Genomic DNA, 15,711 nt, shown 5'->3' on the forward strand with positions numbered 1-15,711 from the left:
GCTGGGAAAACGCGTTCCAGTATGGAAGTTATCAGCATTGTTCTGTAACGAAGATTCTGCTCCTGTTTTCACCTCAGTGCGGGGGTAAACAAGCCATGTTTCACGTGAAACATCGCTAGAGGTGTCCGGGCGCTGTGCTGGTGGGGGCGACCTATTACACTGGCTAACCATGACTAACGCGACTGGACCGGCGTACCGCTACACGGCGGGTATTGCCAACGAGATTGAGCAGAAGTGGCAGAAGTACTGGATCGACAACGGGACGTTCAATGCACCGAACCCGGTGGGCGATCTAGCTACGGGTGAAGGTGAGCTGCCGGCTGACAAGCTCAATGTCCAGGACATGTTCCCCTACCCCTCCGGCGCGGGCCTGCACGTGGGTCACCCGCTGGGTTACATCGCGACGGATGTGTTCGCGCGCTACAACCGCATGTTGGGCAAGAACGTGTTGCACACGCTCGGCTACGACGCGTTCGGTTTGCCGGCGGAACAGTACGCCATCCAGACGGGTACGCACCCGCGCACGACCACGATGGCGAATATTGAGAACATGACGCGTCAGCTCGACGCGCTGGGTCTGGGGCACGATCGTCGTCGTTCGGTGGCCACCACGGACCCGGAGTTTTACAAGTGGACGCAGTGGATCTTCCTGCAGATCTTCAATTCCTGGTTCGATGAGGATCAGCAAAAGGCGCGCCCGATTAAGGAGCTTGTCGACGAACTCGAGGCCGGTACCCGCACCACCAAGGATGGGCGCGTGTATGCCGACCTCGACGCGGCGGAGAAGCAGAAGGCTATCGACGAATTCCGCCTCGTCTACCTGTCTGATTCCATGGTCAACTGGTGCCCGGGCCTGGGCACGGTGCTGGCAAACGAGGAGGTCACCGCTGATGGCCGCTCGGAGCGCGGCAACTTCCCGGTCTTCCGCAAGCGTCTGCGTCAGTGGATGATGCGCATCACCGCTTACTCGGACCGGCTTCTGGACGACCTCGAGCTGCTCGACTGGCCGGACAAGGTCAAGGCAATGCAGCGCAACTGGATCGGCCGTTCCCGTGGTGCGGAAGTAACCTTCCGTGCGCAGGGTCCGGCAGGTCAGGAATTCGGCATCGACGTCTTCACCACCCGCCCCGACACCCTCTTCGGTGCCACCTACATGGTTCTCGCGCCGGAGCATGAGCTCGTGGATGAGTTGGTGGCAGAGGGGTACGCAGGGGACGTCGATAAGCGATGGACCTATGGCGAAGCAACGCCGAAGGATGCTGTGGCGGCGTACAAGCGCGCGATCGCGGCGAAGTCTGACGTGGAGCGTCAGGAGAATAAGGAAAAGACCGGTGTTTTCCTGGGCTCGTATGCCGTGAACCCGGTGAGCGGTGAGAAGGTGCCGGTGTTCATCGCGGATTACGTGCTCATGGGTTACGGCACGGGCGCGATCATGGCGGTGCCGGCGCACGATGAGCGCGACTACGAGTTCGCTACGGTCTTTGGTCTGCCGATCGTGCCGGTGCTCGACGGCGGCAATATCGCAGAAGAGGCCTTCATGGAGGATGGCCCGCACATCAACTCCGCGAATGACCGTGGCCTGGACATCAATGGTCTGGGCAAGGACGAGGGCATTGAGAAGGCCATCGCCTGGCTGGTCAGCGAAGGTGCTGGCCAGGAGCGTATTCAGTACAAGCTGCGCGACTGGCTGTTTGCGCGTCAGCGCTACTGGGGCGAGCCGTTCCCGATCGTGTACGACGAGAACGGTGTGGCGCACGCGCTGCCCGAGTCGATGCTGCCGGTCGAGCTGCCGGATGTGGAGGACTACAACCCGGTCTCCTTCGATCCGGACGACGCGGACTCGGAGCCCTCTCCCCCGCTGGCGAAGGCCACCGATTGGGTGAATGTGACGCTGGATCTCGGCGATGGTGAGAAGCAGTACACCCGCGACACCAACGTCATGCCGCAGTGGGCAGGATCGTCCTGGTACCAGCTGCGCTACATCGATCCGACGAATGCGGACAAGTTCTGCGACCTGGAAAATGAGCGCTACTGGACCGGTCCGCAGCCGGACAAGCACGGCGCGAATGATCCGGGTGGTGTGGACCTTTACGTCGGTGGTGTGGAGCACGCGGTGCTGCACCTGCTCTACGCCCGCTTCTGGCACAAGGTGCTCTTTGACCTTGGCTACGTCAGCTCCAAGGAGCCGTACCGCCGCCTGTACAACCAGGGCTACATCCAGGCGTACGCCTACACCGATTCCCGTGGTGTGTACGTGCCGGCCGCTGAGGTTGAGGAGAAGGACGGCAAGTTCTACTACAACGGCGAAGAGGTCAACCAGGAGTACGGCAAGATGGGCAAGTCCCTGAAGAATGCCGTTGCTCCGGATGACATCGCACGGGACTTTGGTGCCGATACGCTGCGTGTTTATGAGATGTCCATGGGACCGCTGGACACCTCCCGCCCGTGGGCAACCAAGGACGTTGTGGGTGCACACCGCTTCCTCCAGCGTCTGTGGCGCCTGGTCGTCGACGAGGAGACCGGTGAGGTCACCGTCAGTGACCAGCCGATGAGTGAGGAGGATGCGAAGCACCTCCACCGCACCATCGCCGGCGTGCGCGAGGACTACGAGCACCTGCGTGATAACACCGTGGTGGCCAAGCTCATCGAGTTCGTGAACTACCTGACCAAGTCCCGCGAGTCGACCGGCAATGTTTCACGTGAAACGGTGGAACCTCTCGTGCAGATGGTCTCCCCCGTCGCGCCGCACATCGCCGAAGAGCTGTGGGCACGCCTCGGCCACGAAGGCACGATCACATTCGAAGCGTTCCCGACCTTCGATGAGAGCTTGCTTGTGGACGACACCCTGGAAATCCCCGTCCAGATCAACGGCAAGGTCCGCGCGCGTGTTGACGTGCCGACTGAAGCGTCCAAGGACGAGATCGAGAAGATCGCGCTTGCCGACGACCGCGTGGTCTCCCTCACCGAAGGCAAGAACGTGGTGAAGACCATCGTGGTGCCGGGCCGCATGGTCAACCTGGTGGTTAAGTAGCCGGAAAGGGTGTCGGTCGTGAGTCAACGCTCTGCCGCGATCGGCGCCCTCGTGGGCTATTCGGGCGTGGTCATTGCCTTGACCATGCTCAAAGCTTTTTATCGGATCGGCTACCTGTGGGATCCCGCCAACCAAATGCGGCGGGGACTTTCCCTCGCCCCCTTCGATGATCTGATTAATGCCAGCTCATGGTTCGGACCCGTCTTTGAGTACGGCGGGAATGTCGCATTCTTCGTGCCCGTGGGCATGCTGGCTTACATCCTCTTCCAGCGCGTATCCCGCCCACTTCTTGCAACGACCCTGCTCGGAGCTTGTTTCAGCCTGGCCATCGAGACATCCCAATACATCTTCGCGCTTGGCTACAGCGACATCGATGATCTGCTGATGAACACCCTCGGTGCCTTCATCGGTGCCGTACTGGCCAAACTATTCGGCCCGAAATTCCACTGGTTCTGGATCGGACTGGCATCCCTAGCGACCATCATCTTCGTCGGCCTAGTCATCGGCGGCGAAAGCCTGGGAGATCCCAGCAAGGTGAAGCAACTAAGTTAAGGGTATCGATTTAAGGGGGTTATCTTGACTAAAACGACGGGTAAGAAGACATTGTTTGTCTTTATGGATGAATCAGGGTGTTGCGCGCGTGCATTTAGTAACACCGTGGTGAGTATCGGGTAACGCGATGGTGAGTATCGAGTAACACTGCAGTTTTCGGGGAAACTGAAGTACGAGCTAATGGCGCAAGGTAGCGAGGACCTAGAGTTTCACGCGACTGAGAATTCTCGTGGAACCAGAAAACGGGTTCTCAGTTGTATTAGCGAGATGTCAGTGCTCCGTGTCCATACGTTATGGGTTAATAAGGCCTTCACTACCCCACATTTGCAATCTGAAGTTGCTCTTTTGGGATTATTTGGAACGGAGATGGCCCGATGGATAGAAAAGACTCTAAGGAAAACAACTGACGAGCAGGTCATTATGATCTTCGATTCAGTACTTACTGCCAGACAGCAGAAGGCCTTCCTGAAGGCCGTAAAACCCATTTTGAGTAATCTTGGTGTTCCCTACCGTGTGTTGTTCCACCCTGTTAAACAAGATCTGAATGGACAAATTGCTGACTATTTTTCCTGGGCTACGTTTCGGTCTCTTGAACGAAACGACTGTGAGGCTGCAAAACAGTTAAATAATGCCGTCACATGGGATTATTCGAATCTCTTTAACGAAAAGCGGGAGATCTGTTGGGTACGACCCAAATAAAAGCGACCACCCCACCTATCGCACGGGGCGAAAAGCCTTTAGGGGCTCTTATCAGCAGGGTGGAACCTTTGAGTTCAGTATAGGTTGTGCGTGGTGGTACGTCTAGCTACTTAATTGAAAAACTTCATCACAACTCAACGACGGTGCGGCCATGGCGGGCGTTGCCAGCGAGCAGGTCGGCGCCGGCTTGGATGGCACCTTCGAGGTCGACGGTGTCGGTGTAGGAGCGGAGCTTGTTCACGTCGAGGGATTCGGCGAGGATGGCCCAGGCCTCATCGCGGAAGGCGGCCGGGGCATCGACGGAGTTGATGCCGGCGAGGTTGACGCCGCGGAGGATGAAGGGGATCACGGTGGTGTCCAAGTCGGGGCCGGCGGCGAGACCGCAGGCGGTGACGGTGCCGCCCCACTGGACCTGGGCGAGAAGGTTAGCCAGCGGGGTGGAGCCGACGGTGTCGATGGCGCCGCCGAAGCGGGCCTTCTGCAATGGCTTGCCCTTGTTGGCTAGTTCCTCGCGGTCGATGACGTCGATGGCGCCGAGTTCACGCAGGTAGTCGCCGTGTTCTTCGACGCGGCTGGTGATGGCAGCGACTTCGTGCCCGCGGGCGGCAAGGAGCTGGATGGCAATGGAACCAACACCGCCGGTGGCGCCGGTGACAGCGACGGGGCCGCGGACAGCGCCGGCTTCGTGGTCAGGGCGGGAGTTAGTGAAGCGCTCGTAGGCAGCCACGGACATGGCGGCGGTGTAGCCGGCGGTGCCGATGGCGGCGGCGGTCCAAGCATCGAAGGTGTCGGGGACGCGGGTGATGTGGGCGGCGTCGATACGCAATTCGGGCGTGTAACCGCCATTGCGGCGTTCACCGATGCCCCAGCCGTTGACGGTGACGAGTGTGCTGTCCTCGAGCGTGCCCACAGCGTCAATACCAGGGACGATAGGCAAGGTGCGTACGACGCCCTTGTTGCCGGCGAGAGCCATGCCGTCCTTGTAGTTGACGGAGGAGTGGCTGACACGAATGAGGGTGTCGCCCTCCCCGGCGTGTTCGGGGGCGGTATCGACGATTGCAGGGCCGTTGTCAGTAACAAGAAGAGTCTTCGTAGCGGTCATGTTTCCCAGGGTAGGCATTTTGTTCCTAGACTGTGCGATATGAGCGCGCAGAATCCAGACGAACGCGGTGCATTCACCCGCATTGTCTTCCCTGATGGTGAAGAACCGGACCCGCGTTTCACGTTGGCGAATGAGCGCACGTTTTTGGCGTGGACGCGTACTGCGCTGGCGTTTCTGGCCGGTGGCATTGCTCTGGAGGCCTTCGGTCTCGGCGGGCTGAGCCCCGAGGCACGCCAAATGGCGGCGGTGGCACTCATCCTTGTGGGCGCCGCAATTGCGATGGGGGCGGCGGTGCGATGGGTGCGCATTGAGCGCGCGCTGCGGCACAAGAAGCCGCTGCCCGCGCCGGGCATCGTGCCGGTGTTGGGTATTGGTGTGGCGTTGGCTAGCATCGTCGTGCTGCTGGGGCTGTTCTAGAGGCGGGGTTGGTTATGCCTCGTCCTGCCCGCTCCCCTATCCCGGTGGTTGATCTTGGCCTGCAGCCGGAGCGCACTTCCCTGTCGTGGACACGGACTGCCTTGGCCATGCTCGTGGCATCACTGACGCTCCTGCGCTGGTCACAGCCCTACTCAGCGTTAGTTTTCGGGGCAGTTGGCCTGTTGTGTTTCATTGCGCTGGTGATCATTGCGCGCAACCGGGCCCAGTACCGCGTCGGGGCGGAGGGCATCGAACAGGAGCAAGTGCGGGCCAACGTGTTCGGTGTTTTTGCCGTCACCCTGGGCATGGCGGTGTTCGCGGCCATTGGCCTTTTCCTGGTGGTGCAGGCCGGGTAGCGGGGCTTATTCGTCCGGGAAGGTGAGGTAGATCCCAAGGACCTCATCGCCGGGGACGGTGGGGACAATGTGGTCCGGGGTGGAGCCCTCCTCAAGGATGCCAAGCGCGATGAACAGATTCACCACAAACTCCGGGTCGCGTGGTGGCTTAGTTGGACCGGTCGGGTCGACTACCCACCTGAATACGTTGAGGGCGCTTTCGCTGTAAACGGTGTGGAAATAGAAGTACAGGGCATCCTCGACTACCTCGATGAGGTTGTTCGCGTCCTCAGCGTTGTCCAAGCCGCGAAGGCTGGTGCGGAGGTAGTCATCTTCCGTTCGGAGGAAATTCTTCAGTTCCAGGAAGGCGCGCAGTGCATTGAGGGGCGGGACGGCCTCCGCCGTGTGGTTGCCGGGGCCAAGGGTGAGGCCGATGTTCTCAGCCAGGGTGCGCACATCGCCGGCACGCAGCATGCCTTTCTTGGTCAATTTCACGCCGTCGACGCAGTGGTACAGGAAGGAACGGACGTTGCTGACCAGACGGGTGAAGGGGTAGATATCAAACTCCTCACCCTCCGGCAGGTGGTCGGCGAAGAACTCCGACATCGCGGAGATAATGGCTGGGTTGCGCTCCGGGTTGGGGTCGAAAGAGATGATTTGCTGCAGGTCAGGGCGGGAATTGATGAAGGCATCAAAGTCATCCGCGATGTTGGGGGTGTGCGGGTCTGACGTGAAGTCGGGTTCGGCGGGCATGAAGAAATCCTCGGATGTAAAGGCCATGCGTTCTGCCACGGTGGAGTGATCAGCCGTGGACAAACGCTCAATGAGGCGCTCCGGGGACATCACAGGCATGAAGCTGAGCAGCAGCGGGGAGACGCGCATATCTGGTTCGAGCCCAGCTGCGAGGCGGCGGGCTTCGTGATAAAACGCCGTCATCATCTCGGGCCCACCGCAGGCTTCGATCACGTCAGGTCCTTGCGCGTCCACGAGGAGGGGTGCCGGGGAATCGACATCCGTGATGCCGAGCACGTCCAGCCGGATCGTCCAATTCGCTGCTGGGTCATACACGTAGGTCATCTCACCGATATCGCCGATGGCCAGCGTGGTTTCATCCTTCTCCTCCGCGCCGGGGGCAGCGGTGTAGAGGGTGCGTTTGCCGTCTTCGTCGCTGATGTAAATGTGGTTGGTGGTGCCGGAGAAGCCAAAGGCTGCGTCGATAAGCGTGGCAAACGAGCCCAGGTGCATGTTGTCAGAAACATTGACCAACCTGGACACTTCCGGGCTGGAACCCTCCAGTGACAGAAGCAGCGTCATGATCATGGGGCCAACAATACGGCGTAATTCCAGCTCATGTGCGCCGATATTGTCCACTTAAGTGGACATCGGGAAAATTTTTGGGCCTCTAGCTACCGCCAAGCAGAATCGCGGAGACAGGCCGATCCGCCGCGTTGACCACGTTGAGGGTCTTCGCGCCGGGACGTGTGATGGCGATGGTTGCGGGATCCAGGCTCGCATTCTCCAGGAATAGGCCCGTCTCCAGTGCAATCATGCCGTGCGTGAACGTCTCATCCACCACGAACACGAACTCCGCGCCGGGCTCCACCCGCAGCTGCGCGCCGAGCATCGGGCGTGCGGTTTCCACGGGGCTCGTCTGCCCAAAAAGCTTACCGACGAACACCCGGCCCTCCCCCGCCTTCACCCCACCAAACCCAACGAGGGAGAAGGGCTCCGGCGAAAACTCACCGAAATCCATGGTCGTGGGCGTGCATGCATTATCGACGATGCCCAGCTGGAAGCCAGTGCGCAACGAGTGCGAACCGGCCAGCAGCGTCCCTTGGCTGCTCACCCACGTGACCACCTGCTTGTTGGGGTTGGCAGCACGCGCGGAAGTCCAGCCACTGAAGGTCTCACCGTCCGCCAACGGCAGGCGACGGAACGTCACCTCAGCTGCACCCGGACGTGGTGTTGGAGTCATGCGGCCAGGCTACATCAGCGCAAAAGGGGGCGGGCGCGGAAACTGAGCTCGGCGGCAGCGAGGAGAGCCAGCGCCGCGGTGATCAGCAGCGTGCCGGGGAAGTACCCAGAGTCCACCGGCAGGGCACCGACGGCAGAACCACTAGCGATGCCCACCTGGAACGTCACCACATAAATCGAGGACGCCCGGTTTTGGTTCGCCTCCCCAGCATGCAGGAACAGAGTGGTGGCAGCGGTGGGCAGACCACCACCGGAAACACCGAGCAGCATGATCACGGCCACGGCGAGAATTAACCCGAGGGCGGGTGCTGTGCCGCTAAGAAGCAGGGCGAGGAACCCAGCCAGACCAGCAGTGAGGATCAAACCAGTACCCAGCGCATTCATGCGCAGCATGCGACGGTCCGAACGCTTGCCGGCGGACAGCACGCCCACGATGCCAAACAGCCCGTAGCCGAAGAGCCCAAGAGCAACGAAGGAGTGGCCGAGGGTGTGTTCCACGAACAGGCCCAAGTAGGTGTAGGTGCAGAACAGCGCGGTGATGACCAAGGCCAGGTACACCACCAGTGCCGGCAGTGCGGAGCGCTTCTGCACTCCCTCCTCTTTGCCACGTGGCGGGACAGCGGGCATGGAGGGCAGGAAGAATATGAGTAGGACGAAAGCCACGGCCACCAGCGCGCCGAGGATCCACGTGGCACCACGCCACCCCACGGCACCGCCAAGCAGCGTGGTCAGCGGGGAGCCCGCCACCAACGCCATGGTGGACCCCAAAGACACCACACCCACTGCTTTCGCCGTCATGCCCGTTGGGGCGAGGCGCGCGGCCATGGGGTTGACCAAGGACCAGAACAAACCGTGGGTCAAAGCCGCACACACGCGGCCGGCAACGAGCATCCAATAATTGGCGGCCAAGCCCTGTAGCACGATGCCCAGCAGCAGGAAAATAAGCGTGGCCATAAACACCGGCTTACGGTCAAAGCGCGAGGTCAGCTCCATGAGCGGAATAGTGATGAGGGCGACGATGCCGGCGTACACCGTCATCAGCAACCCCACCTGGCCCTCTGTCACACCGAGGTCAGTGGCCATCGGGCTGATGAGACCGATGGAGAACATCTCAAAGGTCACGTACACAAACGCCGCGAAGCCCATCGCATTCAGCGGCAGGTAGGGGAAACTCTGAGAAGTAGAAGACACCTTTGAAGACACCTTTGAAGACACACTGCAACGCTAGACCTGCGGGGGTGGAAATGCATGTTGCAAGTGAACGTCGAGAAGCAACAAATCGTGCTAAAACATGAACATGCCTAATCAACCGCCACCATGGACGTCGCGTCATACAGGCAAGACGTATCCAACGATCCGGCAGTTCGACGGCAAACACCTCGCTGCCGTCGTGCTGTTCATCATGCTGTGCGGGATTCTTGTGGTCGCCGTGAAGCAGCTCCCACGCGGCACAGTCAAAGCAGCGCGTCAGGTTGCCGGCGCGATTATGGGGATCATCACCACCGCGTACTTCATCTGGGTGCTCAACCCGAAGCGCCTGGTGTGGGATGAAACCGCGCCGTTCCACATCACTGACCTGCTGCGATACATCACTCCCCTGGCGCTGGGCACTGGCAATCCGACGGCGACGGCGCTGTCCTATTACTGGGGGCTCTTCCTCAACCCCATGGCTATTTTCTTCCCGGACATGGCGTTTGTGCAGGACAAGAAGTGGCTGCAGGAGCTGGCCTACTGGTACTTCCACATCATGGCCACCGTGGTACCCGTCGTACTCACCTTCGGCCTGGGCTACCGGCCGAACTGGAAAGACTGGCGCGTGGTCGCCGGCATCACCATGGTGTGGGCGGCAGTGTCCGGTGTGGCCAATAAGGCCACGGGCGGCAATTACTTCTTCTCCAACGGCCACCCGCGCGGCTGGTCCCCGCTGAAGTTCTTCGGCCCGTGGCCCTGGTACCTGCTCATCTGCGCGCCGGGTCTGCCGTTCGTGTTTGCGCTGATGACAGGTGTGTGGCGCCAGAACCGCTAAAAACCCCGGAACTTTTTGGCACGATTCGCCGCAGGCTCCGCGGGCAGAACCCGGAGCTTCGCCGTGGCTGCCGGGATGGATTCGGCGATCTTGGAGGCACTTGTCGGCCCTGGCCCGAACTCCGTCTGTGCGGACAGCCACGCGGCAGTGGCGTGAATGATCACGGATTGCGCGACCCCCAAGGTGGCCCTGCCCCACCGCGCCTGCTCACGCGCCATGCGTGCGCCCATGATCCCGGACAGCACGTCGCCGGAACCAGGCGTGGCCGCCCACGATGAGCCCGTGTCCACCACGATCGTGTGGTCCCGCGCCGGGTCAGCAACGATGGTCGCGCGCCCTTTGCGCACAACAGTGCAGTTCAACGCCTGCGAAAGAGCCTGCGTCTCCTCCCAGCGGCTCGCGGGCTCAATGCCCAGCGCATCGCGGAGCCGCTCAAACTCGCCGTCGTGCGGGGTCAGCACCGTCTCACCGGGCCGCCCGCGCAACAATTCGCGCAGTTCGGGGTCGGTGGAAAGGAGGGTGAGGCCGTCAGCGTCGATAAGCAGTGGCTCCTCGCGCCCCAACAACAGCGCCAATTCGCCGCGCGCCTGCGAATCCGTGCCCACGCCCGGCCCGAAGACCCACGCTTGCACGCGCCCTGTGTCCTCAAGCCTTTGCTTCACGACGACCTCCGGCAGCCCCCTCACCACCTCCCCCGCCTGCGGCCCCGCATACCGGACCATCGCTTGCGTGGCGCGCACCGCACCCGTTGTGGCCAGTACCGCCGCACCCGGGTATGTGGCACTACCAGCGCGAATGCCCACGACACCGCCGGTGTACTTGTCGTCGTAGAAGCCCGGCTCCATGAGTGGCTCATTGTCGGCGGGGAGTGTGTCAAGGCTGTCCGGCCACGGCTGTGGTGCCTCGCCTGGGACGGCGCGGAAGAGCAGCGTGTCGCTGGTGCCCAGATCCAACTCATCCGCGATGGTGTGGCCATCGGCGATGGACGGCTGCGCCAACAACTGAATCCCACACTCCGGCGCCAAACCATGCGCCCGGCGCCATCCGCCAAATGTCACCGTCGCATCCGCCGTGACGTGGATGTCCCCGCACTCGCCCGTATCCGCATTGACGCCGGATGGCACATCCACCGCCAGCACGCGCGCGTACCAGTCTGCCAGGCCGTCGAGCACCTCTCCGACCTGCTCGTCCAGACCACCCGCGCCCCCGAGACCCGTCAGCCCATCGATGGCGAGGCGGTAATCACGGTAATCCTCGGGTGCGTCTTCGAGCACCGTGCCCCCAGCGTAGGTGAACGCCTTTAGTGCCGGCTCATGGGCACTTCCCCACGCCAACCACGCATCAACCGCGTGCCCTGCCAGGGCCAGCTCCGCCCCGGCATACAACGCGTCGCCCCCATTGCCGCCCTTGCCCACGAGCAGCAGACATCTTGGTGTCTCCCTGAAATCTCCCACCGCATCCGGCCAGCTCAGCATGGCCTCCGCCGCCTCAAACACGGCGTGAGCTGCGGATTTCATCAGCTCATCTGGCGCAGTCTGGGCCTCAAGCAGGGGCTTTTCGGCCGCACGGATCTGTTCAGCTGTGTAGGCGTGAAGCATGAACCCCATCCTAGGCGCGTTAACGCTAGCGGTCGAGGGGATTAACCCACTGAACCTCATGGAAGCGGGCAAAATCACGGTCAAATGAACACACTGAAGTGCCATGCTCGATGGCAAGGGCAGCGAGATGGGCATCTGTGACGAGATTGCCCACAGCTTCATTGTTCACCGTGATCATCCGCAGGATATGAGCATGATTGAGACTCGGGGTTGGGATCCATGTGTTGGGGTGTTCGATCCATGCCTCAATGAGATCCGATGCTGCTGCGGGAGAAAGCGGATGGTCAAAAAGCCTTGGGTTTGTACAAATGCGCTGAAAGGCGATGAGAGATACCCAAGGGAGCCCGACTCTCTCTGGACCACTTAATGCTGATTCCAACCAGTCAGAGGCTTCGCGGTGATGAGACGAACTGGAATCGACAGCGTAGATCAGGACGTTTGCGTCAACGATCATCGGAGTATTCCTGCTCATCGAGCAGACCAAGAACCTCACTCACGTTTGTGCAATCCACTTTCATACCCATGTTGAAGGTCTTCTGGCGGAAAGGTTCCTGATCAGGCACCACTTTCAAGCCATCGCGGGCAAGCTCATTGATGACGTGACCGATACTCGAGTTCTGCTGCGCGGCCGTGGTTTTGGCGGCCATGTACACGTCATCGTCCAACCTGATAGTGAGCCTCATGAGGTCAACCTATCACCATTGGTGATGCAGGTAAAGGGCCTTTTGGCCTACTGGCAGCCCGGACACCAGTACAGTTTGCGGCCCTCCACCACCTTCATTTCAATGGGCGTGCCGCATATGTAGCAGGGATCGCCGGCGCGACGGTAGACGTACACCTCGCCGCCGTGATCGTCCTTGCGCGGGGGCCGACCCATCGCCTCTGGGGTGTGCTCGGGGCGGACGGTGTCGATCCGGCCATGGTCGACGCCGTAGTCCATGAGCTCGGCCAGATCCGTCCACACCGCGTCGAACTCGCTGCGGCTCAACTGATTGCCGGGCACCGACGGATGAATTCCCTGCCTGAATAGCACCTCAGCACGATAAATATTGCCCACACCAGCGAAAAGCTTCTGGTCCATCAGCTGCGACCCAATCGTGCGCCGCGAGCGCGAGACCCGCTCAAACAAGGCGTCAGGCGGCTCCTTCTCCACGATCGGATCAAAGCCAGACTTATCGACGATTCCATCCGCCTCCCCCTGCCCCACCAACAGGCAAGCCTGGGGTCCACGCAGATTCGCGGCCACAGTGCCATTGGAAATGTGCAGACGCATCTGCCCCCACTCCTCCTCCGCTGGCTCAAAGCGAAGCGAACCAATCAACCCGAGGTGGATGTACACCACCCAGGTGTCCCTCTGTTCCGTCTCGAAGGGAATGAACAGGTGTTTGCCGTGGGCGTGGGCGGTGGTGAGGGTGGAGCCGTCGATAAGCTTGGCTTCTTTCGCGAACCTCCCCTGCGGGCTGGTGACCTCAACCTCGCGGCCACCGAACTCGTGGTTGAGTTGGCGCGCGAGGCGGTGAAGAACGTGACCTTCGGGCACTTACTTCGGCTCGACTGGGTTCTCAGAGACGACAACACCGTCCGAATCAGCGTAAACGTAGTGGCCAGGGACGAATTCGATGCCACCCAGGCGCAGCACGATGTTCTGCTCCCCCACGCCATCCTTGTTGGACTTACGTGGGTTCGTGCCCAGGGCCTTGCAGCCGAAGTCCATGGTGGCCACCACAGCCGAGTCGCGGATCGGGCCGTTGATGATCACGCCGGCCCAGCCATTCTTCACGCCAGCGGCGGCGATCATGTCGCCCATGAGCGCGGTGTGCATGGAGGCGTGACCGTCCACGACGAGCACCTTGCCCTCGCCCGGGGAGTTCAGCGTCTTCTTCACCAGGCCGTTGTCCTGGAAACAGGAAATCGTCTGGATCTCGCCGCAGAATTCCACCTTGCCGCCATAGTTGCGGAACTGGATGTCGCAGCTTTGTACGTCTTTGTCGTGGATATCGGCGATGTCGGCGGTGGCGATGAACTGGATGTCCGTCATGGGGTTTGTGCTCCTTCGTTTGTGGTGTTTTTCGGGGATTGTTGTTTATTGAGTTTACGCTTTTCAGGCCGTGTTTTGGGGTGTGGTCAGCGCCGGGTGGCTTGTTTTCGTCGGACGTGTGGGCTTGATCCCGGCGGAAGTTGTGCACGGTTTTCGAAAGTTGAGTGCACGTCCTGGGAAAATAGTGATTTTGTGCACGGTTTTTTAAATTCATGCACAGCCGCCCAGCCACAGCCGACGAAGCCGCCCAAACCCAGCCTGGTCCAAAGCGAAAACCCGCACTACACGCGGCAGTGCGGGTTTCTAGTCAGATCAAGCTACAAGCTTAGAACTGGCCTTCCTCCGTGGAGCCCTTGAGGGCGGTGGTGGAGGAGTTCGGGTCGACGGTGGTAGCAACGCGGTCGAAGTAGCCAGCGCCAACCTCGCGCTGGTGCTTGACAGCGGTGAAGCCGCGCTCGGAAGCTGCCTGGAACTCGCGGTTCTGCAGGTCGACGAACGCCGGCATGCCCTCGCGAGCGTAGCCGTAAGCCAGGTCGAACATGGAGTAGTTGAGGGCGTGGAAGCCAGCCAGGGTGATGAACTGGAAGGTGAAGCCCATCTTGCCCAGCTCCTTCTGGAACTTGGCGATCTCCTCTGCGTCCAGGTGGGAGGACCAGTTGAAGGACGGGGAGCAGTTGTAGGCGAGCAGCTGGTCCGGGAACTCAGCGTGGACGCCCTCGGCGAACTTCTTAGCCAGCTCGAGGTCCGGGGTACCGGTCTCCATCCAGATCATGTCAGCGTACGGAGCGTAGGACTTAGCACGCTCGATGCACGGCTCAACACCGTTCTTGACGTAGTAGTAGCCCTCAGCGGAGCGCTCACCGGTCAGGAACTTAGCGTCGCGCTCATCAACGTCGGAGGTCAGCAGGGTTGCAGCCTCAGCGTCGGTGCGGCCGATGACCACGGTCGGGACGTTGAGGACGTCAGCTGCCAGACGAGCGGAGGACAGGGTGCGGATGTGCTGCTGGGTCGGGATGAGGACCTTGCCGCCGAGGTGGCCACACTTCTTCTCAGAAGCGAGCTGATCCTCCCAGTGGGTACCAGCGGCACCAGCCTGGATCATTGCGCGCTGCAGCTCGTAGACGTTGAGGGCGCCACCGAAGCCAGCCTCACCGTCAGCGACGATCGGCACGAGCCAGTTGTCAACGGAGTCATCGCCCTCGACGCGTGCGATCTGGTCTGCACGGGTCAGAGCGTTGTTGATACGACGGACAACGTTCGGCACAGAGTTAGCCGGGTACAGGGACTGGTCCGGGTAGGTGTTGCCGGAGAGGTTAGCGTCACCTGCAACCTGCCAACCGGAGAGGTAGACAGCCTTCAGGCCAGCGCGAACCTGCTGAACAGCCTGGTTACCGGTCAGGGCGCCGAGGGCGTGGATGTAGGAACCATCGCCCTTGGTGATGCCGTCCCAGAGGATCTCAGCACCGCGACGTGCGAGGGTCTGCTCCTCAATGACGGTGCCCTGCAGAGCCTCAACCTGCTCTGCGGTGTAGTCACGGGTAATGCCCTTCCAGCGCGGGTTCTCGTCCCAGTCCTTCTGGATTTCCTGTGCGGTACGAGCCTGTCCTGTGGTGGTCATGTGGTCCCCTTTCTGACGGGATCTAAGTTGGAAGCTTCCACTCAACTTCATGTTGTGGGCGTGTGCGTGTGCACATCGCTGTAAACATGGTGAGTTGAGCCACGCCCTAGGCGTTCAAGACCAGTATCCCTACCTGTGAACCTCTGAGTCAACACCTACGGGCGGTTACATTCCCTCAGGGGGTGAGATCGCTCGGGGTGAGTGGGGTGTTTTCTTGCTCGCTTATCGACGAATCCGCCGGTCACACCCGCCACCTCCCCCGCGATGGCGTGGGGGTTTAGGGCGTGTGTGAATTTTTGTTTTGGGTGGAAAGGCGGGCAG

16 protein-coding genes are annotated in these 15,711 nt (G+C 61.0%); 6 read left to right on the plus strand and 10 right to left on the minus strand.

The annotated features are described in order from the left end of the window. Positions 1-169: 169 nt before the first annotated feature. The 3 genes from leuS to L8U60_RS06405 all read left to right on the plus strand — a co-directional run bounded on the left by leuS (position 170) and on the right by L8U60_RS06405 (position 4,282). A complete protein-coding gene (leuS, locus tag L8U60_RS06395; protein ID WP_269965535.1) occupies positions 170-3,031 on the plus strand; it encodes a leucine--tRNA ligase in 2,862 nt (953 codons plus the stop codon). A gap of 9 nt (positions 3,032-3,040) precedes the next feature. Then, a complete protein-coding gene (locus L8U60_RS06400; protein ID WP_420840163.1) occupies positions 3,041-3,583 on the plus strand; it encodes a VanZ family protein in 543 nt (180 codons plus the stop codon). Positions 3,584-3,763: 180 nt separating this feature from the next. Continuing rightward, positions 3,764-4,282, plus strand: coding sequence for a hypothetical protein (locus L8U60_RS06405; protein ID WP_269965537.1), 519 nt, complete (start codon positions 3,764-3,766; stop codon positions 4,280-4,282). Positions 4,283-4,409: 127 nt separating this feature from the next. Here the strand turns inward: L8U60_RS06405 and L8U60_RS06410 are convergent, their stop codons facing one another. After that, entirely contained in the window at positions 4,410-5,384 is a 975-nt protein-coding gene (locus L8U60_RS06410) for an acrylyl-CoA reductase family protein (protein ID WP_269965538.1), read from the minus strand. 39 nt (positions 5,385-5,423) lie between these two features. Here L8U60_RS06410 and L8U60_RS06415 point away from each other — a divergent pair, with 39 nt between their 5' ends. Beyond that, complete coding sequence (locus L8U60_RS06415) at positions 5,424-5,801, plus strand: YidH family protein (protein WP_269965539.1); 378 nt, start codon at positions 5,424-5,426, stop codon at positions 5,799-5,801. A gap of 14 nt (positions 5,802-5,815) precedes the next feature. After that, positions 5,816-6,157, plus strand: a complete 342-nt coding sequence (locus L8U60_RS06420; RefSeq protein ID WP_269965540.1) for a DUF202 domain-containing protein — start codon at positions 5,816-5,818, stop codon at positions 6,155-6,157. Positions 6,158-6,163: 6 nt separating this feature from the next. On the opposite strand, the gene L8U60_RS06425 is transcribed toward L8U60_RS06420, so the two are convergent. From L8U60_RS06425 to L8U60_RS06435, 3 genes are read right to left on the minus strand one after another with little or no spacing between them, the layout of a single operon-like run. Continuing rightward, complete coding sequence (locus tag L8U60_RS06425) at positions 6,164-7,507, minus strand: IS1096 element passenger TnpR family protein (RefSeq protein ID WP_269965541.1); 1,344 nt, start codon at positions 7,505-7,507, stop codon at positions 6,164-6,166. 31 nt (positions 7,508-7,538) lie between these two features. Then, complete coding sequence (locus tag L8U60_RS06430) at positions 7,539-8,111, minus strand: pirin family protein (protein ID WP_269965542.1); 573 nt, start codon at positions 8,109-8,111, stop codon at positions 7,539-7,541. A gap of 14 nt (positions 8,112-8,125) precedes the next feature. Next, positions 8,126-9,256: an MFS transporter gene (locus L8U60_RS06435; RefSeq protein ID WP_269965574.1), complete on the minus strand. Its 1,131-nt coding sequence runs from the start codon at positions 9,254-9,256 to the stop codon at positions 8,126-8,128. 151 nt (positions 9,257-9,407) lie between these two features. Between L8U60_RS06435 and L8U60_RS06440 the strand changes: the two genes are divergently transcribed. After that, complete coding sequence (locus tag L8U60_RS06440) at positions 9,408-10,136, plus strand: YwaF family protein (protein WP_269965543.1); 729 nt, start codon at positions 9,408-9,410, stop codon at positions 10,134-10,136. On the opposite strand, the gene L8U60_RS06445 is transcribed toward L8U60_RS06440, so the two are convergent. From L8U60_RS06445 to aceA, 6 genes are all read right to left on the minus strand, one after another. Then, positions 10,133-11,734 carry a bifunctional ADP-dependent NAD(P)H-hydrate dehydratase/NAD(P)H-hydrate epimerase gene (locus L8U60_RS06445; RefSeq protein WP_269965544.1) on the minus strand — a complete coding sequence of 534 codons (1,602 nt, stop codon included), beginning with the start codon at positions 11,732-11,734 and terminating at the stop codon, positions 10,133-10,135. The genes L8U60_RS06440 and L8U60_RS06445 overlap by 4 nt on opposite strands. 25 nt (positions 11,735-11,759) lie before the next feature. Next, positions 11,760-12,188 (minus strand): type II toxin-antitoxin system VapC family toxin, encoded by a 429-nt coding sequence (locus L8U60_RS06450; RefSeq protein WP_269965545.1) that lies wholly within the window; start codon positions 12,186-12,188, stop codon positions 11,760-11,762. Then, complete coding sequence (locus L8U60_RS06455) at positions 12,178-12,417, minus strand: hypothetical protein (RefSeq protein ID WP_034663850.1); 240 nt, start codon at positions 12,415-12,417, stop codon at positions 12,178-12,180. The genes L8U60_RS06450 and L8U60_RS06455 overlap by 11 nt, the downstream gene beginning before the upstream one ends. A gap of 47 nt (positions 12,418-12,464) precedes the next feature. Next, complete coding sequence (locus L8U60_RS06460) at positions 12,465-13,274, minus strand: Fpg/Nei family DNA glycosylase (protein WP_269965546.1); 810 nt, start codon at positions 13,272-13,274, stop codon at positions 12,465-12,467. Further along, a complete protein-coding gene (gene rraA / locus L8U60_RS06465) occupies positions 13,275-13,772 on the minus strand; it encodes a ribonuclease E activity regulator RraA (RefSeq protein ID WP_269965547.1) in 498 nt (165 codons plus the stop codon). It lies immediately after the preceding gene. 325 nt (positions 13,773-14,097) lie between these two features. Further along, a complete protein-coding gene (gene aceA / locus L8U60_RS06470) occupies positions 14,098-15,390 on the minus strand; it encodes an isocitrate lyase (RefSeq protein WP_269965548.1) in 1,293 nt (430 codons plus the stop codon). Between the last annotated feature and the right edge of the window lie 321 nt (positions 15,391-15,711).

It is taken from the genome of Corynebacterium meitnerae (assembly GCF_027570075.1).
In the GTDB taxonomy this organism is placed as follows: domain Bacteria; phylum Actinomycetota; class Actinomycetes; order Mycobacteriales; family Mycobacteriaceae; genus Corynebacterium; species Corynebacterium meitnerae.